We start from the raw sequence: 22,394 nt of genomic DNA on the forward strand, positions 1-22,394 counted from the left end.
TTCCGATGGCTGCCGAAGGCGGCTGTGGTGGGGTGAAATGTCGATGAGGGAGGGTGAATTGGGAGCGTTGACGGGGGCTTCGGTGCATGCGGAGATGGACTTCTCCGTGCTCACCGACCGGGAGCGGGAAGTGCTGGGACTGCTCTCCTCGGGGGAGACCAACCGCCGGCTGGCCCGGCGCCTGGGGATCGCCGAGCGGACGGTTCGGGCGCACACCGCGAGCATCGTGCGCAAGCTGTGCCTGCAGTCGAGATTCGAGGCGGCGCTGGTCTCCGCCCTGAACGCCGCGGAGTTGGCCCGGGAGCCGGCCGATGGGTCGCCGCATCGGGAGGCCCTGGCCGCGGCGCTGGCCCCGGCCCCGGCGGCTCACGGGATGAGCGCGGCGACCGCCTCGACGAGCAGCATCCAGGTCGGGTGCCCGCCGGTGCCGAAGGCGGAGGCGAGGGCGTAACCAATGGCGGCGTCGGCGGGGCGGGCGGGGGCGTCCTTTCGCCACTCGGCGAGGACGATCTGGTCGCCGTCGCAGGAGAAGTCGCCGAGGCGCTTGCCGTCGCGGGTGAGCCGGCTGCTCGGGATGGAGTCCGGGACCAGGGCGTACACCGCGCCCTCGTGCGTGGTCTCGACCCGGTAGGACCCCCGGAGGAACTTGCCCTTGCCCGGGCGCAGCGGCACCGCGACGCCGTCCACGGTCAGGCTGAGGTGGGCGGCGTCGCGCGTGCCGATGGCGATCTGCGGGTCCGGTTCGCAGTCCGGGTCGCGGGTCAGTACGACGGCGGGGATCCGCTCACCGGAGACGGTCACCCGCTCCTGGCCCTCCAGGCTGACGGTGATCGCGCCGAACAGGGTGTCCTCGGAGGTGAAGGGGGCGGGCGTCGGACGGTCGGTCATCGGTGCTTCCTTCCCGTGGTTTGATCAACTAACCTACAACAGACTGGAGTTAGAGGTCGGATCAGCCGCTCGCCGGGGCGAGTCGGCTGCCCGCCAGTTCGCGGTAGAAGTCGCTGCGGTCGAGGAGTTCCAGGTGGGTGCCCTGGTCCAGTACCCGGCCACGGTCGAACAGCACGAGCCGGTCGGCCGAGGCGACGGTGGACAGCCGGTGGGCGATCAGCAGCACGGTGCACTCCCGCGCGGCCTGTTCGACGGTGGTGCGCAGCGCCTGCTCGCTGCGTCCGTCCAGGTGGGCCGTCACCTCGTCCAGCAGCAGCACCTGTGGGCGGCGCAGCAGCGCCCGGGCGATGGCCAGCCGCTGCCGCTCGCCGCCGGACAGGGCCAGACCGCGGGCGCCGATCTCGGTGTCCAGGCCGTCCGGGAGGCCAGCCACGAAGTCGGTCAGCAGGGTGCGGCGCAGGACGTCGACGATTTCCTTCTCGGTGGCGCCGGGCGCGGCGTACAGCAGGTTCTCGCGCAGGGTGCCGGCCAGCATCGGGCAGTCCTGTTCGACGTAGGCGATGCGGCGGCGGAGTTCGGCCCGGGGCAGGGCGCCGATGTCGGTGCCGTCCAGCCGGATGCTGCCGCCGTCCGGCTCGTAGAAGCGCTGGAGCAGGGAGAACAGGGTGGTCTTGCCAGAGCCGGAGGAGCCGACCAGCGCGGTGATCCGGCCGGCCGGCGCGGTGAAGCCGACGCCGTCGAGCGCGGCGGCGCGGCCGGGGTAGGCGAAGGTCACGTCGGCGACGGTGACGCTGGGGGCGGGGCCGGACGGGCGGACCGGGGCGGCGTCGACGTCGTCCTCGGCCTCCATCCGGTTCAGCTCCTCGATCCGGGCGAGCGCGCCGAGGCCCTGCTGGAGCGAGGTGAAGCCGCCGATCAGAGAGACGATCGGGCCGCCGAGGTTGAACAGGTAGAGCAGGAAGGTGACCAGCGCCGCCAGGTCGAGGTCGCCGGTCGCGGCGAGCACGCCGCCGAGGCCGATCACGGCGAGGAAGGACGCCTGGACGACCAGGCCGGCCAGGACGGCGATCAGTGCCTGGTAGCGGGCGCCGCTGAGCCCGGCCCAGTAGGCCCGCTCGGCGGCGGTTTCGGCCCGGGCGGTCTCGATCGCCTCGCCTCCGTTCGCCTTGACGGTGCGGGCGGCGCCGAGGGCGCGGTCGAGGGCGGCGCCAATCTCGCCGACCGACTCCTGGGCCCGGGTGGTGAGGGTGCGGATCTTCGGCATCACCACACCCAGCGCGATGCCGACGACCGCCAGCACGGCGGCGGTGATGCCGAGCAGCGGCAGGCTCACCACTCCCATCAGGACGATGGTGGCGATCAGGTGGATCGACCCGTCGACCAACTGGATCAGCCCGCCGGTCGCGGCGTGCTGGACCAGCGTGCTGTCTGAGGTGACACGGGTGGTGAGGCTGCCGGGCTCGACCCGGTCGAGTTCGGCGGTGCGCAGCCGGATCAGCCGGGCTATCAGGCCCTTGCGGACCTGCAGCACCACCCGCTCCGAGGTGCGCTCGCCCAGCCACGCCTGCCCCCAGGTGAGGGCGACGGAGAGCGCGAACAGTCCGCTCAGGAGCAGGATCTCGTCGCGCAGCCCGTCGCCGGTGGCGAGCTTGACCAGGACATCCTGGACGACCAGCGGTTGGGCCAGGCCGGCTGCGCTGCCGAGCATGGTGAGCAGCAGCACCAGGGAGAGGACCTCGCGGTGCGGCCGTGCGTAGGCGAGCAGCGCACGCAGGGCGGGCCGCTCGGCCGGAGTCTGTTCTGCGTCAGGTGTGGTCACACGATCATTTGTAGCCCGTCAACGGGCACGGGGACATGGTCACTTGCGGCAATGCCCGGAAGGGAATGGCCGGAAGTGGCAATGCCGGGTGCGGAATTGCCGGAAGCGGCCGTGTCGGAAGCGGCCATGCCGCGGTCGGAATTGCCGGGACCGGCGATGCCGCAATTGCCAGTGGTGGCACAGAAATCCGGCGGGTCAGGATGAAGTCGTCCCCCAGGGACAACGGTCCGCCGGCCGATCCGGGAGAACCGGATGGGGCCGAACGGCCCGGCATCGGAAATCCATGTACCGACGGAGGAGAAACTTCATGCAGACCACCACCGAGCAGACCACCACCGAACTGGACCTGTTCGACGGCTACACCGCCTACACCTCGGCCGAGGAGCTGGGCCTGGCGGACGGCAACGAGACCGGTCCGGCCTTCACCCCGACCATCCCGTGGGCGATCCGCGCCACCATCATCACCGCCAAGTCCTCGCAGCAGTGCGCCGCCGCGCTCGGCTCGCTCGCCGCGCGGACCATCGAGAGCAAGTGCTGATCACGCGGTGAACCCTGATCGGGGCGGACCGGCGTCGGGCCCAGCGCCGGCCCGCCCCGGTTCGTCCGGGCGGACCGGAAAGGCCGAGGAACACGAGAAACAGGAGAAGGGACAGAATGGACGAGGACGAACTGGGTGTGCCGGATCATGGATTCCGAAGGATCCTGCTGGCGGGAACCGGGGCGCTCGGGGTGGCGTTCCTGCCGTTCTGGATCAACTGGTTCCGGAATGCCTTGCCGGGCGTGGAGTTGCGGGTGCTGCTCACCCGCTCCGCGTGCCGCTTCGTGTCGCCGGAGGCGGTGTCCGCGCTCAGCGGGCGCGAGGCATTCCTCGACGAATGGGACGGCCCCCGGCGGGCCGGATTGCGAACCGGTCCGCCGGCGCCGCACGTCGAACTCGCCCGCTGGCCGGACCTGGTCCTGGTCCACCCGGCCACCCAGCACTTCCTCGGCCGCTACGCCCTCGGGCTCGCCGACACCCCGCTGCTGCTCGCGCTGCACGCCACCGAGGCCCTGGTGGGGGTAGCACCCGCGCTGCCGCCGGCCGCCGAGCGCAACCCGGTGGTCCAGGAGCACCTGCGCACCCTGCGAGCCCGGCCCGGCGTGGTGGTGGCGCCCACCGTCCCGGCAGCCAGTGCCGCCACCGGTGAGGTGGCGGACGGCGGCGCCGCACCGCTCACCGACCTGCTCGCGCTCTGCGCCGACCGGCGCGGGCGGCCCGCTCGGTCGGGCGGGGAGGCGGGCACCGCATGACGTCCGTTCCCGGAACGGCCGAACTTCCCGCATCCACCGTGGACCCGGCCGGACTCGAACCGGTCGCCGAGTACGTCACCGGCCTGCAGACCACCAACGTGCTCCGTGCCGCAGACGGCACCTACCGGTGGTGGCAGCGACCCGGCCCGCTGGCCGGGGAGCCGCCTACCGCCACGCCGTTCCCCTCCCGCCTGCCGGACGCCCCGGGCGCCGCCCGGCTCGCCCTGCCCCGGCCGACCGGCGACGGGCTGCTCTACCAAGTGCCCGGCCCCGCCTCCGCCGCCGCCTGGCTGCGCGACTTCCGCCCGGCGGCCCGGCTGCTGGTGGCCAGCGCGCTGGCCTCGGTGGCGCGCGGACTGCGAGCGCTGCACCGGTCCGGGCCGCCCGCGCCGGAGCGCTCCGGCCCGCCGCCCGCGCTGCTGCGGCTGCGGTCCTGGGCCGCCTCGGACGACGAATCCCGGGGCCGCGCAGAGGAGTTGTGGGGCCGCCGCCGGACCGTCCGACTGCTCGACTGGGCGGACGAGGCGGCCGGGACGACTGCGACGGCCGGAGCCGAGCTTCCAGCCGGGCCCGTCCACGGCTGGGCGTCCCTGGGTGCCCTGGTGCCACCGCTGCGGGCCGGCCGGACCGCCCTGCTCACCGGCCCGGACCTCGGCACCGGCCGGCCGGAGCTGGACCTCGGCTGGACCCTCGGCGAACTGGCCGAACTCCACTGGCGCCTCCCCTCGCTCCACACCACACCGGATCCGAACCGGGCGCCGTCCAGCCCGCCCGCCCTGGCCCGGGTGTTCCTCGATGCCTACGGCCCTGGCCCCGACCCGGTGCTCCTCGGCCGCTGCGCCGTCCTGCGGATCGCCGTTCACCTCCAGGACTTCGCCCGGCACCAGGGCTGGCACGACGAACTCCTCGACTACTTCGCCTTCACCGCCGATCTGATCGACCAGGAGGGGCGGCCCGCACTGCCCCCCGAACTTGGAGACCACCACCATGACCCCGCCTGAACCGGCCGGTGGACCGGCCCTGCTGCGCTACCGGCCCACCGACCCGGCCGCCGCCCCGGCCCTGCTGCGCTACCGGCCCACCGACCCGGCCGCCGCCCCGGCCGTGCAGGAGCTGCTCGACGACCTGGGGCTCGGCCGCCTGGAGCCGGAGGACCTGGCTGGCTACGGCGGCCGCAACGACAACTGGGCCGGCCGGACCACCACCGGCGCGCTGGTGTTCCTCAAGACGGTGGCCCGCGCGCCAGACGGCAGCAGCGGCGAACTCGACCGCGCGCTGACCTTCGAGACGCTCGCCCGCCGCCTCCCGCCCGGTTCCTCGCTGCGCGTCCCCGAGCACCTGGGCAGCCACCGCCCGGGCGCGGTGAGCGCCTACCGGCTGCTGCCCGGCGCCCGCTCGGGCGCCGAAGCCGCCCTGGACGGCGACTTTGACGAAGAGCTCTGCCGCACCGCCGGCCGGGCCGTCGCCGCCCTGCACGGCCTCGATCCGGCCGGCGCCGGCCTGGACGATGGCGCGCCGCCGCTGCCGCCACTGGACTGGCTGACGGCGTTCCCGTGGAGTGCCCTCCAGGACCGCAGCATGGGGCAGATCGCCGCCTGGAAGCTGCTCCAGGACGACCCGGAGGTGGTCACGGCGCTGCACGGGCTGCGCGCGCGGGAGCGCACCGCGCCCCGCACCCCAGCCCACTGCGACCTGCGGTTCGACCAGTTCGTGCTGGCCGACGAGCAGTTGTACCTGTGCGACTGGGAGGAGTTCCGGCTGGCCGACCCGGCCCGGGACGTGGGCGCGTTCGTCGGCGAGTGGCTCTTCCACGCCACCTGCGCCGTCTTCGCCCCCACCGGCGGCGGGGCCGGGGCGCGGCCGTCGGCCGGGTTCGACTTCAGCCACCAGGAGGTGCTGCGGCGCGGCGCCGAGGGTCTGCGGCGCCACCTGCCGCGCGTCGAGGCCTTCTGGCGGGGCTACCTGGAGTGCCGCACCCCCGATCCCGGGCTGGCCGAACGGGCCGTCGGCTACGCCGGCTGGCACCTCTTCGACCGGCTGATCGCCACCGCCCAGGCCCATGCCACCCTCAGCCCGGTGGCCCGCGCCGCGGCCGGCATCGGCCGCACCCTGCTCACCCGCCCGACCGGTGCCGTCACCACCCTGCGGCTCCACACCCCGACCGGGAGCTCCACGTGACCGTCCCGCCCGAGATTCCGCCGCCTGCCGACCACCTGACCGGCGTCGTCCCGCTCGCCCCCCGCCTGACCGCCGCGCTGGAACGCGTCACCGTCCGCCCGGACGGTCGGCGGGCCGTGGTCGAGGGCCGCGAACTCACCGCCGAGACCCCTCGCGAGCTGCGCGGCCGCCTCACCGACGCGCTCTACCGGGAACTCCACGCGGGCAACAGCCGCCCGGTCGAGGACCCCGCGACGGCCCCGCGCCGCGATACCCGCGACCGGGCCCTGGAGCAGCGCTACGCGGCCGGCGTCCCACACCGCTGGGCCCCCGCCTCCGGCCGGCTGGTCGACGCGCGGCCCGGCGAAGGGCAGTTGGTGGTGCGGCTGCCCGAGATCACCGCCCGGGTCCCCGCCGACCGGCTGCTCGGCCCCGCCGATCCCGCCCCCGGCACCCTCGTGCAGCTAGCCGTCGAGGCAGCCCGGCCCGCGCTCTCCCCGGGATTCTTCTACGTCCTGGGCTCGCGAGCCCTGCCCCGCCCGGCCGGCCCGGTCCGCCGCCTGTTCACCCACCTCACCGATCCCGGGGCGGCGGTCGCCCATTGGTCCGCCGTGCTCACCGCCCTGGAGGCGTCCGGCGCCGCCTACCACGCCAAGGTGCTCTCCGACCCGGAGGACTTCCCGCGCCGCGACGCCCTGGTGGTCTACCTGCACGGCGACGACGGGACGGTCGAACGCGCCGTCACCCGCGCCGTCCACGGCCTGCCGGGCCGGGGCACCGACGTCTCGCTGTTCACCGACGAACTGGCCCCCGGTCTCTCCGCCGCCTGGGACCCGGCCGACCCCCGCCCCGGCCACCGCGACCTCAGCTTCGGCCAGCACCGCTGCCTCACCCTCGCCACCGCGCTGATCGACCACGCCCTCGGCGGGCGCGGCGGGAACCCCGCCGCCCAGGTCGCCCGGGCCTTCCGGCAGGCCGGCATAGACCCGCTGCGCCCCGCTCACAACACCACGCAGACCCGGAGGAGAACTGACATGACCGACACCGCCGTCGACACCGCTGCCGGCCCGGCCGGGGGCTTCGGCACCGCTCTGACCACCGCCTACAGCGAGGCCCTCGCCGGGGTATACGACGACGTCTACCCCGACACCCCCGACCTCGACGACATCGGGACCTTCCTGCTCACCCTCACCCGCCCGGGCTCGAGCGTCCTCGAACTCGGCGTCGGTACCGGCCGGGTGGCGCTGCGGCTGGCCGCCCAGGGCTTCGACGTGCACGGCGTTGAGACCTCCCCGGCGATGCTCGCCCGCCTCGCCGGGAAGGACCCGGCGGGCACGGTCACCCCGCACCTCGGCGACCTCGTCGCCCTCGACCTCGGCCGCACATTCGACGTCGTGCTCGCGCCGTTCAACGTGCTGTGCTGCGCCACCACCGTCGACGAGCAGATCGCCCTGATGCACGCGCTCGCCCGGCACACCGCCCCCGGCGGCCACGTCGTCACGGAGACCTTCGACCCGAGCGACCACCACGTGCAGAAGGGCAACGCGCTCACCACCCACCCGGTCGGCGAGCGGGGCGCGATGATCGAGTCCGTCTCTGTGCTGCCCGCCTCGCAGAACATGCTGGTGCAGAACACCCTCTTCCTCGACGGCGCGGCCCCCAGCTGTGCCACCACCGTCCTGCGGTACCTCTGGCCGTCCGAGCTCGACCTGCTCGGCGGCATCGCCCGGCTGGAACTGACCGCACGTCACGCTGGCTGGCGGGAGCAGCCGTTTGACGGCGGCGACAGTCGGCGGATGTGCGTATCGGTCTTCCGGCCGCTGGCGTGAACGGCCGTCCCCGGCCGCACCGGGAGCAGTTGGCCAACGGGCTGCGGGTGCTGGTCGAGCCGAGGCCGGGGCACGGCCGCGGGCTGGTCGCGGTGGCCCTCACGGTGGCCGCAGGCAGCGACCACGACCCGGCCGGGCGGCACGGGACGGCGCACCTGGTCGAGCACCTGATGTTCCCCCGCAGCGGGGGAACGGACGGCGGCGACGGGCACGCCGCCCGGATCGCGGCTGCGGGCGGCGTCTGCAACGCGGAGACCCACCGCGACCGGACCGTCTTCCACGCCGTGGCACCGGCCGCGATGCTGGCCGAGCTGCTCGACCGGGAGGCCGACCGGCTGCGGGAGTTCGCACCCGCTCCGGCGGTGCTGCGCACCGAGACCGCGGTGATCGCCGAAGAGATCCGCGGCGGCACGGCGTCCGGCCGGCTCTGGCACACCGTCCTCGGCGCCCTGCACCCCGGTAGCCGGGACAGCTACGGGACGCCGGACGAGCTGGCCCGGACCACCCCGGCCGAGGCGGCGGCCTTCGTCCGGCGGCACTACCGGCCCGGCGCGACGGCCCTGACAGTAGTCGGCGAGGTGGAGCCCCGGCGGGCGCTGGACCGGGTCGAGGAGGCCTTCGGCGGCCTCCCGCCGGGCGGCTCCGTCCCGGACCCGCCGCTCGACGGGACCGTCTCCACCACGACGGTCACCGCCCCGCTGCCCTGGGCCGCCGAGGCCGTCGCCGTGGGGCACCTGGCGGCTTCCCCCGCCCGGGACCTTCCCGGCCACCTCGCCCTGGTGGTGCTCGTCGAACTTCTGGGCCGCGGCCGCCTGCCCGCCCTGGTCCGCGCCGACCCCCGGCTCAGCTCCGCCCGAGTCGGCTTCGGCCTGTACGGGCAGTGGCTCGGCGCGCACGCCCCCGAACCCGTGCTCGCCGTCCTCGGCCGCGCCCCCGGCGTCCGCCCCGAGCAGGCCGCCGAGGCGTGGGCGGCCCTGCTGGGCGAGGTGGCCCGCCGCCCGCCCGAACCGGCCGAACTGCGCCGCGCCGTCAACGCGCTGCTGCTCGCCCGGCACCGCGGCGAGGACTCGCTGACCGCCCGCGCTGTCACCCACGGGCACCACGAGCTGTTCCTGACCGGCAGCGGCGGGCCGGCCGGGCTCACCGACGCGCTGCGCCGGACCACTCCGGACAGCGTCACCGCGGCCGCCCGGAGGCTGCTCGCCGGGCCCCGTTCCCTGACCGCTCTGGGCGGATGAGAGGCCATGACCCCGTACTCCACACCCACTCGCCCGGCCACCGTGGACACCGTGCTGCCCGGCGGCCTGCGCCTGGTGGCCCTGCACACCCCGGACGCGCCGCTGGCTGAGCTCCGTCTGGTACTCCCCTTCGCCCGGACCGAGCCCGCGCTCACCCCCGCCCAACGGGCGCTCGCGGCCTGCCTGGGAACCGGTGCCCGCACCGCCGACGGACGGACCCTCACCCGGCAGGCCGTCGCCGACCGGGCCGCCGACCTCGGCGCCGAACTCACCACCGTGGTGACCGCCGAATCACTGGTCATCGCCGTCGGCGTGCTCGCTGCCGGACTGCCCGGCGCCCTCGACCTGCTCGCCGGGCTGCTGGTACGGCCGCACTACACCGACCACGAGATCGGCCTCGCCCACGCTCGTCAGCCCAGCCCGGGCGCCCGCCCGTCCGACCGGGCCCGGCTGCGCGCGGCTCTGATGGGCCGGGCCTTCGGCGACCACCCGCTGCTCGCCCCGCCGCCCCCCGCCGGACCCCCGCCCCGCGCCGCCGAGCTGCACGCCCTGCACCAGCGGGCCGTGGTACCCGCCGGAGCGGTGCTGCTGATCACCGGCGAGGCCGATCCGGCCGCGGTCGCCGCCCGGGCGAGGGAGGCGCTGGGTGCGTGGTACGGCGGCCCGTCCGGCCTGCTGTCGCCGCCCTTCGCCCGTGCCGTCCCCACCCCCGGCCGCACGGCCGTGGGCGCGGCCGACGGGTCCGGGCAGGCCCTGCTGCTCACCGCCGGCCCGGCCGAACCCGGCAACGCCCCGCTCCACCTCGCCCAGTTGGTGCTCGGCGGCCACGCGTCGAGCCGACTCGCCCAGCGGCTGCGCGACCGGCACGGGCTGACCTACGCCGTCTCCGCGACCCTCCGGGAGACCCGGGCCGGCCACTGGCTGGAGACCGAGGCCGCCGGAGCCCCCGGCACCGCCGCCCGGCTGGCCGAGGAGGCCGTCCGCTGCCTGGCGGACCTCGCCGCGCACGGCCCGACCGCCGCCGAGACCGAGCGGGCCCGCAGCTACGCCCTCGGCTTCACCCGGTTCGCCCTCGCCACCCGTGCGGAGGAGGCCACCGCCCTGGCCGGATTCCTCGCCGCCGGCCTCCCGCTGGACTGGCTCGACCGCTATCGAACGACGCTCGAAGAAGTGACACACAGCCAGGTCATCGATGCCGCCTCTGAGTTCCTCGACCCCGACCGGGCGGCGATCGCCACCCTCGACCCCGGCGCCCCCGCCCGGCACGACAAGACGGAGCCCGCTGCATGACCCCCGCCCCGGACGCCCCCGCCGTCCTCTACCCGCTCCAACCAGACCACCCCGAGCTGGTCGCCCCCTTCGCCGCCGCCGCGCAGCGCAGCGGCGCCCGCCGACTCTGGCTCTGCCAGTCCTTCCGTGCCGAACCGCACCAGACCCTCGCCTACCTGGCCGGCCGGGGCCACGCCGTCCCGGTCGGCACCGCCGTCACCCTGCTGCCGCTGCGCCACCCCTACGAGGCCGCCGTCCAGGCGCGCTCCCTCTCCCTGCTCACCGGCGCGCCCTCGGTCGCCGGGTTCGGCATCGGCAGCCCCGGCTTCGTCACCGGGCTCGCCGGGCAGCCGTACGCCAGCCCGCGCCGCGCCGTCCACGGCTACCTGACCTCCGTCCGCACCCTGCTCGACGGCGGGACGGTTGCCCACGACGGCCCCTACCACCGGTTGCACGGCGCCCTCGCCCAACTACCGCACGCCCAGGTCGAGGTCGGCGCGGGCGTGCTCCGCCCCGGCATGGCCCGTACCGCGGGCGAGGCCGCCGACGTGGCGATCACCTGGATGACCCCGCCCGGCTACCTCGCAGGCACCCTCGCCCCCGCGATGGCCGAAGGCGCCCGGGGGCGGCCGGCCCCGCCGCGCATCGCCACCGCTGTGCACGTGGTGCCCGCCGCGCCGGGCCGCGACCCGCGCCGGCTCGCCCTCACCGCCACCCGTGAGCATCTGGCCGCCCCGCACTACGCCGACACGCTGCGCCGGGCCGGCATCCCGGTGGACCCGCACGACCCGGACGGAACCGCGCGTGCCCTCCTCGACTCCGGGGTGGTCCTCACCGGGACTCCGGAGGAGATCGCCGAGGCTCTGGGCGAGTACCACCGCGCCGGAGTCGACGAGGTGCTGCTCAACCCGACCGCCGTGCTGCTCACCGAGGGAGTGCACGCCGCCGCCGAGGAGGTCGAGCGGATCGTCGCCGCCTGCCGGGCAGTCCGCCGTCCCACCGCCCAGCAGCAAGCTGCCGCCCGCAGACAACATGCTGCAGCCGAAGCGGCACCCGCCGCCTCCGGCCCGCTGCTTGGCTGAGAGGGCGCCGTGCCCCACGGGACGTAAGCCGCGCGCACGACAGCTCAAACACCCCGGAGAGGCCACTTGACCGGCAACGACCACAACGACCCCGGCGGGGTCGCCTTCACGGGCGTCAGCAAGCGCTTCGGCCCCCACCAGGCCCTCGACGACGTCACATTCACGCTCCGCCCCGGCCGCGTCACCGGCCTACTTGGCCCCAACGGCGCGGGCAAGAGCACCCTGCTGCGGATCCTGCTCGGCCTGGCCCGCCCCGACCGGGGCACCGTCCGGGTGCTCGGGGCCGCGCCCGGTACCCTGCCGGACGCGGCCCACCGGATCGGCGTCGCCATGGACGCGGTCGGCTTCGCGCCGCGCCCGACTGTCCGCCAGCACCTGGAGGTCGCCGCCCGGGCGCTCGGTCTTCCCGCCGAGCGGGTGGACCGGGTGGTGGACCAGGTCGGGCTGGCCGGGCGGCCCGCCCGGACCCGCTACAAGGCCTGCTCCACTGGCATGCGGCAGCGCCTCGCGCTCGCCACCGCACTGCTGCCCAATCCCGAACTCGTCGTCCTCGACGAGCCGTTGAACGGCCTCGACCCCAAGGGCATCCGCTGGACGCGCCACCTCGTGGAGCACCTGGCCGCCGAGGGCCGCACTGTCCTGATCGCCAGTCACCTGCTCGCCGAGGTGCAGCAGAGCGTGGACGACGTGGTGGTGCTGCGCCGCTCCGTGCTCTTCGATGGTCCGCTCGCCGACCTCGTCCGGCAGGGCGGCGGCAGCCTGGAGGCCGCCTACTTCCACCTGCTCGACGGTGCCCCGACCCCGGTCGGCGGCGACCGAACGGAGGCACCCCGTGCGTGACCAGTTCTCGGCCGAACTCCTGAAGGCCCGTTCCGGCGGCGCCCTGCCCGCTCTGCTGCTGATCGCGCTGCTGCTCGCTGGCGTGGGCCAGCTCGGCGCCGTCTACGCGGAGTCGGGCCTCGCCGACCCGGACACGGCGGCCGCGACCAGCCACCGGGTGCTGACCATGGCCGGCTCCTGCGCGCTGTTCGCCTCGCTCTTCGGCGCGCTGGTGGTCACCGGGGAGTTCCGCTCCGGCGCGATCGGCCGGACCGTCCTGCACGCGCCCGGGCGTTCGGCCGTGGTCGCCGCGAAGCTCGGCACAGCCACCGCCGCCGGGCTGCTCTTCGGCGTGCTCGCGGTCGCCGAGGCCGCAGCGGTCGGCGGCTTCGCGCTGTCGGCCCGCGGCAGCGCACTGGTGCTGGACGCCCGCGGTTGGGGGATCGCGGCCGCGGCCGTGGCGGTCTGCGCCCTCGGGGGCCTCTGGGGCGCCGCGGTGGGCTGGCTGGCGCGACACCAACTCGCCGCCGTCGTAGGCCTAATGGTCTGGGGGACGGCCGGTCAGCTGGTGGTGCTCGGGCAGCTCCCCGGGCTCGGTCGGTTCCTCCCCGAGGGAGCCCAGTACGCGCTGCTCGGGGACCGGCTAACCTTCCCGGAGGCGCTGTCCGCGCCGGTTGGCGGACTCCTGCTGGTCGTCTGGTGCGGGGCGGCGGCGCTGGTCGGACGGGCGCTGTTCCTGCGCTGGGACGTCTGACCCTAACCTCGATCTTCCGTGACGGTCCGTCGGTTCATTCGGCGGGCCGTTTCGGCTTTCCTGGCCGGTGGTGGGCATGCCCGCGGCCCGGCTGTCGCGCCGGGTGGGCGCCGGGTTCCACTGGTCCGGCCGGAGGATGACTCGTCGGGACAGGACGTCGTTGCTACTCAGCCGGGGTTCGGCAGGGCTTGCAGGCACTCGAACGCGGTAGTGATCGTCTCGGTCCAGGGCCAGCGGCGGGCCAGGCGGAGCCAGCGGCGACGGCCGGTGGTCACCAGTTGGGCGGCGGCGGAGAATAGTCGCAGTCGCAGGCGCTTGGGCTCCCACCGGCGCGCTTGCCTGGAAGGTGTCTTTACTGGCCGTACATCGTCTGACCAGCGGCTTTCCGGGCGGTCGCGTGCCGGACATGATCACTGGTCGTGGGTCTGCGATTGATGTACTTGATCTTCTGCCGGCTGCTGGCCTGGCTGACACTACTGGGACGCTCCTCCGCCGCCAACAGGGCCGAGATCCTCGCCCTGCGCCATGAGGTCACCGTGCTGCGCCGACAGGTCGGCGGCCGCAGATGTCCTGGGCCGACCGCGCGGTGCTCTGCGCTCTCGCACGCCATCTGCCGTCCGCCCTGCGCCGGCACCGGCTGGTCACCCCGGGCACGCTGCTGGGTTGGCACCGACGGCTGGTGCGTTGGAAATGGCGCCAGCCACCGGGCAGGTCCGGCCGGCCACCGCTGCCCGAAGAGATCGTCGCGCTCATCCGGCGCCTCGCCACGGAGATTCCAGCCTGGGGGTGCGTCAGGATCCCGGGTGAGCTGCAACGGCTCGGTCACCGGGTCGCCGCTGCCACCATCCGTCGCATCCTGCGTCGCTCCGGCCTGCCACACGCTCCACAGCGCGCCTCCCGGCAGTCCTGGCGCACCTTCCTCCGCTCCCAGGCCCACACGCTTCTCGCCTGCGACTTCCCGCACGTGGAGGCGGTCATCCTCAAGCGCCTCTACGTCTTCCTCGTCATGGAGATCAAGACCCGGCGCGTCCACATCCTCGGCGGCTGCTGGTGAAGCCATGCCCGCGCGGCGGCCAGCACTCGGTTACGGAGGTCCAAGACGACGCTCAGGGATGGATCGCGGTGGTCCCGCATATCGAGCGTCCGCGATCGGCAGGACCGATGGCGTCCCGTGGCACGACAGTGCGTTCGACCGTGAGATGGTTGCTGTCATGACAGATGGCGCGCCGGGCAGCGAGATTGTACTCGAGACGAACCGCCTGCTGCTCAGACCTTGGCGGGTGGCCGAGGCTGTCGTCCAGCGTGAGCTGTGGACCGAACGTGATCCACGAGTGCCGCCGCACCGCCGAATCGACGCGGACGGACACCCCACGGTTGCGGAGCTCGAGGATTCGATCCGCACCAACCAGCTATGGTCGACCGGGTTGCTGGCTATCGAGCGGAAGGCATCTCGCGACGTCATCGGCTACTGCGGGCTGGTCGACAGCGGGCGAGGGCTGGCGGGGGAACCGGAACTGGCATTCGAGCTGCTACGCCGAGTCTGGCGCCAGGGATACGCGACTGAGGCATCGTTGGCGGTTCTGGACTGGGCAAGATCGTCTGGGTTCGAACGCCTGTGGGCCACGGTCTGGGACTGGAACACCGCTTCTCGCCGCGTGCTGGCCAAGGTCAGGTTCACCGAGACCGATCGGAAGGAAGTGGACGCGGTGTACGGGACCACCCTGTTCACCACGAGACGGCTCTGACAAACTCGACGTTTGGCCTTGCGGACGGCTCCATGCAGTGCTGGCAGGCCAGCGGTCTCCGCTCGTTCGTCGATCCGCACGACGCTGCCCTGCCCGGCGGCCTGGCGGCCTTCGTGGCCGACGCCATGGTCAAGGAACCACGCGGCAACTGACCCCTCCGAGGACCCGGTCCCGCCCGACGCGACGGCCCGTCGCGGGTCCTGAGGACAGACAACCCGTAGCGGATCAACCCGGCATTCACGCCGTGCCGCCAGCATGACCATGACCACCGGGGAGGGCCCGTGATGCAAAGTACCGTCCGTCGGATAGCGAAGCGCGGACGACGGAATCGCTTGACCGCCGCGGCCGCCATAGCCGTTCTCGGCGGCGGGCTCGCGATCAACGCGTGGATGAACCGGGACCCTGAAACGAAGGTCTACGAAGGTCCCGTGGCCGGCCACCTGCTGCTGGTCAGCTCCGACGGCCAGACCCTCACACTCAGCATCGGCTGGGGCTGCGAGAAGCAGCCCAAGCTCGTGGTGCGCGAGTCCACCGGCACGGTGAAGGTATCCCTACGCCACACGGTCCCCCCGGGATTCTGCGACCCGGGTGGCATCGGGCAGATCACGACCCACCTGAACAAGCCGCTGGGCACCAGGGCGTTGAACGACGCCACAGACAGGCCCGCCGTCCACTTCGACGAGCACGACCTTCACCGGCCCGCGTTCCTGCCGGAGAACTACTACCCCTACCCCGCAGGCAGGATGGCCCAGCTGCCCGGCCTGGCCCCGCTCCCGACCGACACTCCGGCCTGGGCCAGCGGGTACCGCCTGGGAACGGACCCCGAGCAGGGTTCCCTGATCATCAGCCAGATCCTCCGGAACGGCACAACACCGGAGGGCCGTGCCGCCACCATCAAGGGCCACCCCGCGACCATCACACCACCGAATTCCCAAGGTTCACCCCGCTCGCTGACATGGTCAGACGGGACCTACACCTTCGTCGTCACCACCGGCGGCCCCCCACGCCTCTCGGACGAGGAACTCATCCACGTCGGAGAGAGCCTCGGTAGCTGACACCACGACGGCGTCCGGTGGCGCCCCTGCACCAGTCAGGGCAGACCAACCTCGTCGAGGCCGGGTGATCTGCGCGACTCCGTGTTGCCCCAGCGGTGGATCGTGGCATGCGCTTCCGCCTTGGCGCAGGAGTCCAACCTCTGGCAGGCCGAGGGCGGGGCCTTGCCCGGGCAGACCGGAAATCCGCTGACCGGCGGCTTCTACGGACACCCCACCAAGATCGACCCGAACCGCCCGCAGGATCTGTGGCAGATCAACTGGGACATGGTCGACTGCGGCTACGGCATCGGCCAGCAGGCCGACGGCATGCACGGCCCCACCGGACTTCGCACCGGGGACGTCGTCTGGCCCTACGACAAGCAGAAGGCCGTCGCGCTGGACTACACCTCCAACATCGCCGCCGCGGCCAAGACCCTGGCCGAGAAGTGGAACGAACTCCACGACCCCGGCCTGCCGAACCCGATGAAGATCAACAACGACGATCCGTCGGCCATCGAGAACTGGTTCACCGCGGCCTGGGCCTACAACTCGGGCCTCAACAAGTACAACCCTGCCGCGCCCTTGACTCAGTGGGGCCTCGGCTACCTCAACAACCCGGCGAACCCCATCTACAAGCCGGACCGGTTGCCTTTCCTGGACCACAACCACTACGCCGACGCTGCCCACCCCCAGTTCTGGCCCTACCAGGAGAAGGTTCTGGGCTGGGCCGCCTGGCCGATCGACACCGGCCGGTCCTACGACGACAACGGGAACCTCAACAAGGGCAACACGGCGGGCTACTCTCAGGCCTGGTGGACTCAGGAGACCGACCGCACCGCGATCAAGCCGGGTCTGGAGACCTTCTGCAATCTCCTCAACAACTGCGATGTCAAGAACCCTCCGCGCTGCGAGATCGATCACCTCGGCGCGAGTTGCGATCCCCCGTACTGGTTCCACAGCTCGGCCGCATGGAAGACCTGCAACGGCGACTGCGGTCACGAGTACCTGACGTACAAGACCCTGCGGACGGAACTGGGCAACGGCAACACCGGAGCCCCGGACTGCTCAGCACCGCCGGCCGGTTCACTGGTCGTCGACTCGGTCTCCGGCCAGGCTCCCCCCATGCGCGACGGCTGCAGTCGGACCTGGAACAACGCTGGAACCCTCAGCTTCCGGTTCGATGCCGACCAGGCCAGTCACTGCGAGGCCAAGGCTGACCTGCACCAGGTCGGTGGCGGCTACGGCGCACACTTCTGGTACGCGCACACGCGAAACGCCGCCACCTCTGTTACCAGCGTGTCAAACGATCTCGTGGTGCCGCCGGGCGCACACGGCACCATGGCGATCACCGGCACTTGGAAGCTCAACCAGCGGTCGAACGGCTGGACCAGGGTCTTCGTTCACATCCCTGACACTGGATCCAAGACCCAGCAGGCGATCTACACCATCCATATCGGAAACGGCCAGACACAGAACCGCATCCTCAACGTCGCCTCCAACAGCAACCACTGGGTCAGCCTCGGCGTCCTCGAATTCACTGACGGGAACGACTTCCAGGGGGTTGAACTGTCCAACTACACACCGGACGGCGACGCCTCGGACGATGTCGCATGGGACGCCGCCGCCTTCCAGCCCCTTCCGGGGCAGCCAAAGGACTTCGTCGTCCAGCTGGGCGACTCCTACTCCTCGGGTGAAGGCGCCCAGCCGTACATCTACGGCACCGACATGGGCCCGTACGCCGACCAGAGCAAGCAGACCTCCCCGGGGCGTTCCTGGAACGCTTGCCGCCGAAGCCAGAACTCCTGGATCCGGCAGACGGTCATACCGGGCAGGTCTGCCAGCATCGGCAGCATGGCCGACGCCTTTGACGCTGGCCTCGACTACCACAGTGTCGCCTGCTCCGGCGCCGTCACCTCGCAGATCGATACAACTGGAAGCACCGACAAGGACGGCAATCCCGTCTGGGGAGTGATCGGACAGCATCACGAGGTCCCGCAGCTGTCGTCCGGCTTCCTAGATGCGAACACGACGCTGGTCACGCTCACCGCCGGAGGAAACGACTCGGGCTTCGCTGACACCGTCCAGAGCTGCGTCGAACTCAGCTGCCCCTCCGATTCGGACGTCAGGAAGCAGATCGATGACACTATGGGCCGACTGAGGCTCCTGCTCCAGCACATCCACGACAAGGCGCCGAAGGCGAAGATCGTCCTGCTCGGCTACCCCGAACTCTTCGATGTGGGAGACATGACAGTCGGGTGCTCGGTGATGCTCAGTGATGCAGCTATCAAGCTGAACGGCTGGGCCGACTACATGAGGGACGACCAGAAGAAGCTCGCCGCCGATCTTCAGAGCGTAGACAACGTGCCCGTCACATTCTACTCGCCGATGACCGAGTTCTACCACCGCGGTGTCTGCAGTAAGGCCGGTGCGGCCATCAACGACTTCGTGGCCGCGCCTTCAACCAAGCCTGGTGGCGACTTCTCCTGTCCCGCGAGCCCCAACCCCAACAATTGGGTGTGCGCGAGCATGGAGAGCTACCACCCGAACAACACCGGAACGAAGCTGTACGCCTCCGCTCTGGCGAGCGCGTTGATCAGCGCGCGCTATTAGCGGCTCCCGGAATAATCCACCCGGCCGGGGCCTGAACGGGCCCCGGCTCTTCCCGGAAAGCCTCCGATGAAGCTGTTTCGCAGAGGACTGGTCGTTCTCATCGCGGTTCTGGCAGTGGCTGCCGCAGCCTTCGCGGCAAGCACGATTCACCAGCGCTCTGTAGTTGGTGACCGTCGACGGCAGGCAACCGCCGACGCAGCTGACAGCGCTCGGCGCTACGCAGCCAAGCTCGTACCCGCGTTCAGTGCGGGCTCACAGACGATCGCGTCGCTTGAGGAACTCGAACGAGGCACCCAGGTGACCCATGTCAGCGCCGTCAAAGAGAGCACATCTGTCGTGGTCGATGTCCAAGCCACAGCGGTTTACCCCGGCGCCAGGAGCGCCGCGGTGGCGGACGCCTGCCTGCGGGTAATTCTCTTTCGAACGGATGGAGCCATCACAGATCGGATCGACGGCATACCATGCGATCAAGCTCACACAACTAGCGGGAACGAGGTGCTCACTGTCGGGTGAGGCATGCCTATCACTGACCGGACTACCAGCGACTCGTGGAGGCCCTGGCCCTCAGCGGGGAGAAGATGGACTGTCGCCAGCTCGCGGCGGCCTCGGGCCTGGAGGTTGTCGCGGTCCGGCCGGGCTCCGGTGACCTATCGCGGGCCTTGGGGCCTGGGTGAGCAGGTCGGGCAGGCGCAGCGGGCCGCGTTGGTGGGGGCCGGCTGGCGTGTTCCACAGGGAGTGGGGCCAGGGTACGGTGAGTTCGGGGCCGCAGTTGCCGGCACCGCGGACGCCGTCCCGAACGGCGGTGAAGCGGTGGCCGTAGCCGCCTTGCATGGTCGGCGCGGGATACAGAAGGTCACCGCCGATCAGATAGGCCTGGCCGCAACCGTTCTCGCCGGTGCTGTCGCCGGAGCACCACAGTCCCCACTCGGCGTGGGCGCCGATGTCCGCGCACGGCCCGTCCAGTGGCTCCCGGGCGAAGGTGGCGTCCGAGGCTCCGCAGGGGCAGCCGTCCTCGAACTGGTACCAGTCGATCGGCGCCTGGTCGTCGAGCTTTTCCGCGAGCGAGCCAGGGTGGATGCCGAGTGCGGCCGCGAGCTTGTCCCGCTCGGCGGGCCCGGGGATGGAGCGGCCGGCGGCCCAGTGCCCGACCTGGTGAGCGGGCACGCCGACCGTACGGGCGAGAGCGGTGCGGACGGCTCACCTCTGGCGCCTGCGCTCGCTGCCATCTCCACGAAAAGCTCCGCAGCATGCTGCACGACAGCGCCGGCGGCACGCGCCCCGAACTGGAGCCCCTGCACCGGGCCCTGGCCGACACCGACCGGCCGGCAATCGCGCTCGGCTGGCTGTCCCGCCCAGCCGTCGGGGACCTCCTGGCCCGGCTCGTCACGGGCGACGGCCCCCTGACACACTCCGCGCTCGACGACCTTCCACCGAGCAAGACCCTGACCCATCTACGAAGCGTCCTGGTCGCCACCGGCGGCCTACCCCGACGGGACGAGCACCTCGCCCAACTCGAGCAATGGACGAACCGCAAGATCGCCGCACGCCGCGACCCAGAGGAACGGAAAGTCCTTCACCAGTACGGTACTTGGCATGTGGTGCGTCGCATTCGCCAACGGTCCCGCGAGGCGACGACCGCGAACCAGGCAGCCGTTGCCCGGCGTCGCCTGAGTGCCGCGACGAGCTTCCTGGACTGGCTCACCGAGCGTGAACTCACCCTGGCGACAGCCGGGCAAGGCGACCTGGACCAGTGGGCCGCTGAGACGACCACCAGCGGTTTCGCCAACACCGGGCACTTCATCCGCTGGGCCAAGGGCCAGAAGCTGACCCGGCTCGACCTGCCCGCACTTCGATGGACCGGCCCGATGGGTGCCATCGACACCGAGACCCGCTGGGAACAGGCACGCTGGCTCCTCGGTGACAGCATCCTCAAGCCCGAGGACCGAGTCGCCGGACTCCTGGTCCTCCTCTACGCCCAGCGACCCGCAGCGATCAGCCGCATCACCCTCGACCACGTGCACTGCGAAGACCAGCATGTCCGGCTCCAGCTCGGGAGCGTGCCAGTCGTACTGCCCGACCCCCTCGCCAACCTCGTCCTCCACGTGGTCGCAGATCGCCGGGGGCACGCGTCGCTCGGCGCCCCCGAGACGTCACCGTGGCTCTTGCCCGGCGGACGGCCAGGACACCCGATCAGTCCCTTCCGGCTCGCCGAACGACTCCATGCCATCGGCATCCTCCCCGGCCAATCCCGCTCCGCGGCCCTGTTCCAACTCGCCGAGGAACTCCCGGCCGCACTGCTCGCACGGATGCTCGGAATCCACATCAGCGTCGCCGTCCAGTGGCAGCGAGCCGCAGCCGGCGACTGGACCAACTATGCCGCTCAGGTCAGCCATCGCATCAACCAGCCCCACCAGCACGGAGACGATGACCATGCCCCTCGATGACCAGCACATCTGGGCTCTGCTGAGGGACCTCGACGATCCCGACCGCATGGAGTTCCCTCCGATCTACGACCACGCCCCGACCCGAGCCCGATTCGATCAGCTGGCAGAGAGGCTGGATCGGCGATTCCGCTGCACCTGCAGCGTCGATCGAGGCGTCCAGGACGCGAACCACCACGGGACCATCGTCATCCCCGCCAGCGCGACGGCCAGTGGCGACCACATCACCATCACGGTCAGCAACTACGGCAACCTCGTCGCCGTGACGCTGGGGAACCCCGGCAGCTACGACGAGGAGGAAGAGAACATCCTCTTCGAGACCGCCGACCGTCGCCCCATCGACGACGAACTCGAAGCACTCGGCTACATCGCTATCTCCGAGCACTTGCTCTGGACCGACTACGACGGTGTCAGCAACCTCGGTACTTACTTCGAGCCACGAACTTGGTGGGACCGCTTCTTCGACTACATCTGAGCCCGCCCCAAGCGGTCCTGCAGTGCAGGCATTCGGACAGTTCCAACCACCACCAAGGAGTACCCATGATGACCGCACGCCCCTACGACGCCGTGCTCTGCGACATCGACGGCGTTCTTCGGCACCGGCCCACCGCCAGTGACATCGAAAGCAGCCATGGACTTCCGACAGGCGCAATCGCAGCAGCGGCCTTCGCCCCGTCTCGCCTGCACCCCGCAATCACAGGAAAGATCACCGACGAGCAGTGGCGCTCCGCAGTGGCTGCGGACCTCGCTGCGATCTGCGGATCGGCTGACCGCGCCCACGCCGCAGTCACCGACTGGTCCAATCTGGTACCCCGCGTCGATCACCAGGTTGTGTCACTCCTCGCCCAGGCCCGCACCGTCGCAACCGTCGCCTTGGTCTCCAACGCAACCACCCGGCTGGAATGGGACCTCGCCCAGCAAGGGCTCGACAATCTTACCGACGCCGTGGTGAATACCTCCCGCATCGGGGTCATGAAGCCTGATCCACGCGTCTACCTCACGGCCGCCGCACAGGCCGGCGCCCCGGTCCACCGCTGCCTGTTCATCGACGACACTGCCGCCAACGTCACAGCAGCCCGCGAAGTAGGGATGACCGCCCTCCACTACCGGCAGATCGAAGATCTCCGCAGTGCCCTGGCGCCCCTCCTCAACACAGCACCAGATGCACAGCACACGTGACCCGCAGGGGCATTCGGACAGTTCCAATACCCGACGTCACCATTACATGTCAGCGACGACTTCAGAAGCGATCCGCAAACCCATCGCGGGGCTTGAAATTGGCACGAGTGTTCCCGTGTTCCCGATTCGGGTGATCTCGATGTTGGGGTCTGTAAAAAGAACGGTGTAACTCCCGATCAAGGAAGTAGCACCTGATGACAGACGTGATCGTCTCCGCCGAGGCCGTGGAGGCCGTGCGGC

22 protein-coding genes and 1 pseudogene are annotated in these 22,394 nt (G+C 71.8%); 19 read left to right on the forward strand and 4 right to left on the reverse strand.

Annotation, left to right across the window (positions count from 1 at the left end):
- The first annotated feature begins 94 nt into the window (after positions 1 to 94).
- A complete protein-coding gene (locus ACIRVF_RS30460) occupies positions 95 to 451 on the forward strand; it encodes a response regulator transcription factor (RefSeq protein WP_402824781.1) in 357 nt (118 codons plus the stop codon).
- Here the strand turns inward: ACIRVF_RS30460 and ACIRVF_RS30465 are convergent.
- Both ACIRVF_RS30465 and ACIRVF_RS30470 read right to left on the reverse strand, forming a co-directional pair.
- A complete protein-coding gene (locus ACIRVF_RS30465; protein WP_402824784.1) occupies positions 367 to 888 on the reverse strand; it encodes a hypothetical protein in 522 nt (173 codons plus the stop codon). The two genes, ACIRVF_RS30460 and ACIRVF_RS30465, sit on opposite strands and share 85 nt — an antisense overlap.
- 61 nt (positions 889 to 949) lie before the next feature.
- Positions 950 to 2,707 carry an ABC transporter ATP-binding protein gene (locus ACIRVF_RS30470; protein WP_402824787.1) on the reverse strand — a complete coding sequence of 586 codons (1,758 nt, stop codon included), beginning with the start codon at positions 2,705 to 2,707 and terminating at the stop codon, positions 950 to 952.
- A gap of 307 nt (positions 2,708 to 3,014) precedes the next feature.
- On the opposite strand from ACIRVF_RS30470, the gene lxmA reads away from it, so the two are divergent.
- The 10 genes from lxmA to ACIRVF_RS30520 all read left to right on the forward strand — a co-directional run bounded on the left by lxmA (position 3,015) and on the right by ACIRVF_RS30520 (position 13,145).
- The gene (lxmA, locus tag ACIRVF_RS30475) at positions 3,015 to 3,245 is read left to right on the forward strand and encodes a lexapeptide family class V lantibiotic (protein ID WP_402824790.1); all 231 of its coding nucleotides are present in this window, start codon (positions 3,015 to 3,017) and stop codon (positions 3,243 to 3,245) included.
- Positions 3,246 to 3,361: 116 nt separating this feature from the next.
- Positions 3,362 to 3,997 carry a peptide terminal cysteine decarboxylase LxmD gene (gene lxmD / locus ACIRVF_RS30480; RefSeq protein ID WP_402824793.1) on the forward strand — a complete coding sequence of 212 codons (636 nt, stop codon included), beginning with the start codon at positions 3,362 to 3,364 and terminating at the stop codon, positions 3,995 to 3,997.
- Positions 3,994 to 4,998 carry a hypothetical protein gene (locus ACIRVF_RS30485; RefSeq protein ID WP_402824796.1) on the forward strand — a complete coding sequence of 335 codons (1,005 nt, stop codon included), beginning with the start codon at positions 3,994 to 3,996 and terminating at the stop codon, positions 4,996 to 4,998. The genes lxmD and ACIRVF_RS30485 overlap by 4 nt, the downstream gene beginning before the upstream one ends.
- Positions 4,985 to 6,175, forward strand: a complete 1,191-nt coding sequence (lxmK, locus tag ACIRVF_RS30490; protein WP_402824799.1) for a class V lanthionine synthetase subunit LxmK — start codon at positions 4,985 to 4,987, stop codon at positions 6,173 to 6,175. Before ACIRVF_RS30485 ends, lxmK begins: the two co-directional genes overlap by 14 nt.
- The gene (locus ACIRVF_RS30495; RefSeq protein ID WP_402824802.1) at positions 6,172 to 7,983 is read left to right on the forward strand and encodes a T3SS effector HopA1 family protein; all 1,812 of its coding nucleotides are present in this window, start codon (positions 6,172 to 6,174) and stop codon (positions 7,981 to 7,983) included. Before lxmK ends, ACIRVF_RS30495 begins: the two co-directional genes overlap by 4 nt.
- Positions 7,980 to 9,221: a M16 family metallopeptidase gene (locus ACIRVF_RS30500; RefSeq protein WP_402824805.1), complete on the forward strand. Its 1,242-nt coding sequence runs from the start codon at positions 7,980 to 7,982 to the stop codon at positions 9,219 to 9,221. The genes ACIRVF_RS30495 and ACIRVF_RS30500 overlap by 4 nt, the downstream gene beginning before the upstream one ends.
- 6 nt (positions 9,222 to 9,227) lie before the next feature.
- A complete protein-coding gene (locus ACIRVF_RS30505; protein ID WP_402824808.1) occupies positions 9,228 to 10,511 on the forward strand; it encodes a M16 family metallopeptidase in 1,284 nt (427 codons plus the stop codon).
- The gene (lxmJ, locus tag ACIRVF_RS30510; RefSeq protein WP_402824811.1) at positions 10,508 to 11,572 is read left to right on the forward strand and encodes a F420-dependent peptide dehydroalanine reductase LxmJ; all 1,065 of its coding nucleotides are present in this window, start codon (positions 10,508 to 10,510) and stop codon (positions 11,570 to 11,572) included. Before ACIRVF_RS30505 ends, lxmJ begins: the two co-directional genes overlap by 4 nt.
- Before the next feature lie 66 nt (positions 11,573 to 11,638).
- Complete coding sequence (locus ACIRVF_RS30515) at positions 11,639 to 12,412, forward strand: ABC transporter ATP-binding protein (protein WP_402824813.1); 774 nt, start codon at positions 11,639 to 11,641, stop codon at positions 12,410 to 12,412.
- Positions 12,405 to 13,145 carry an ABC transporter permease gene (locus ACIRVF_RS30520; RefSeq protein WP_402824816.1) on the forward strand — a complete coding sequence of 247 codons (741 nt, stop codon included), beginning with the start codon at positions 12,405 to 12,407 and terminating at the stop codon, positions 13,143 to 13,145. Before ACIRVF_RS30515 ends, ACIRVF_RS30520 begins: the two co-directional genes overlap by 8 nt.
- Positions 13,146 to 13,312: 167 nt before the next feature.
- On the opposite strand, the pseudogene ACIRVF_RS30525 reads toward ACIRVF_RS30520, so the two are convergent.
- A pseudogene (locus tag ACIRVF_RS30525) lies at positions 13,313 to 13,504 on the reverse strand (transposase); the annotation flags it as partial.
- Between the two features lie 206 nt (positions 13,505 to 13,710).
- Here ACIRVF_RS30525 and ACIRVF_RS30530 point away from each other — a divergent pair.
- The 5 genes from ACIRVF_RS30530 (at position 13,711) to ACIRVF_RS30550 (ending at position 19,047) form a co-directional block, all read left to right on the forward strand.
- Positions 13,711 to 14,199 (forward strand): hypothetical protein, encoded by a 489-nt coding sequence (locus tag ACIRVF_RS30530; RefSeq protein WP_402824819.1) that lies wholly within the window; start codon positions 13,711 to 13,713, stop codon positions 14,197 to 14,199.
- 157 nt (positions 14,200 to 14,356) lie between these two features.
- Positions 14,357 to 14,890 (forward strand): GNAT family N-acetyltransferase, encoded by a 534-nt coding sequence (locus tag ACIRVF_RS30535; RefSeq protein WP_402824822.1) that lies wholly within the window; start codon positions 14,357 to 14,359, stop codon positions 14,888 to 14,890.
- A 332-nt stretch (positions 14,891 to 15,222) separates the two neighbouring features.
- On the forward strand, positions 15,223 to 15,945 hold the full coding sequence (locus ACIRVF_RS30540; RefSeq protein ID WP_402824824.1) for a hypothetical protein: 723 nt from the start codon (positions 15,223 to 15,225) through the stop codon (positions 15,943 to 15,945).
- A 120-nt stretch (positions 15,946 to 16,065) separates the two neighbouring features.
- Positions 16,066 to 18,534, forward strand: coding sequence for an SGNH/GDSL hydrolase family protein (locus ACIRVF_RS30545; RefSeq protein WP_402824827.1), 2,469 nt, complete (start codon positions 16,066 to 16,068; stop codon positions 18,532 to 18,534).
- Positions 18,535 to 18,600: 66 nt separating this feature from the next.
- Positions 18,601 to 19,047, forward strand: a complete 447-nt coding sequence (locus ACIRVF_RS30550) for a hypothetical protein (RefSeq protein WP_402824830.1) — start codon at positions 18,601 to 18,603, stop codon at positions 19,045 to 19,047.
- 51 nt (positions 19,048 to 19,098) lie between these two features.
- Here ACIRVF_RS30550 and ACIRVF_RS30555 read toward each other — a convergent pair whose 3' ends face one another.
- A complete protein-coding gene (locus ACIRVF_RS30555; protein ID WP_402824833.1) occupies positions 19,099 to 19,698 on the reverse strand; it encodes a hypothetical protein in 600 nt (199 codons plus the stop codon).
- A gap of 83 nt (positions 19,699 to 19,781) precedes the next feature.
- On the opposite strand from ACIRVF_RS30555, the gene ACIRVF_RS30560 reads away from it, so the two are divergent.
- From ACIRVF_RS30560 to ACIRVF_RS30570, 3 genes are all read left to right on the forward strand, one after another.
- Positions 19,782 to 20,978 carry a hypothetical protein gene (locus ACIRVF_RS30560; protein WP_402824835.1) on the forward strand — a complete coding sequence of 399 codons (1,197 nt, stop codon included), beginning with the start codon at positions 19,782 to 19,784 and terminating at the stop codon, positions 20,976 to 20,978.
- A complete protein-coding gene (locus tag ACIRVF_RS30565) occupies positions 20,965 to 21,450 on the forward strand; it encodes a hypothetical protein (protein WP_402824838.1) in 486 nt (161 codons plus the stop codon). Before ACIRVF_RS30560 ends, ACIRVF_RS30565 begins: the two co-directional genes overlap by 14 nt.
- 65 nt (positions 21,451 to 21,515) lie before the next feature.
- Positions 21,516 to 22,154: an HAD-IA family hydrolase gene (locus ACIRVF_RS30570; protein WP_402824841.1), complete on the forward strand. Its 639-nt coding sequence runs from the start codon at positions 21,516 to 21,518 to the stop codon at positions 22,152 to 22,154.
- Positions 22,155 to 22,394: the final 240 nt, after the last annotated feature.

The sequence above is a fragment of the Kitasatospora sp. NPDC101157 genome (assembly GCF_044768255.1).
Lineage (GTDB): Bacteria > Actinomycetota > Actinomycetes > Streptomycetales > Streptomycetaceae > Kitasatospora.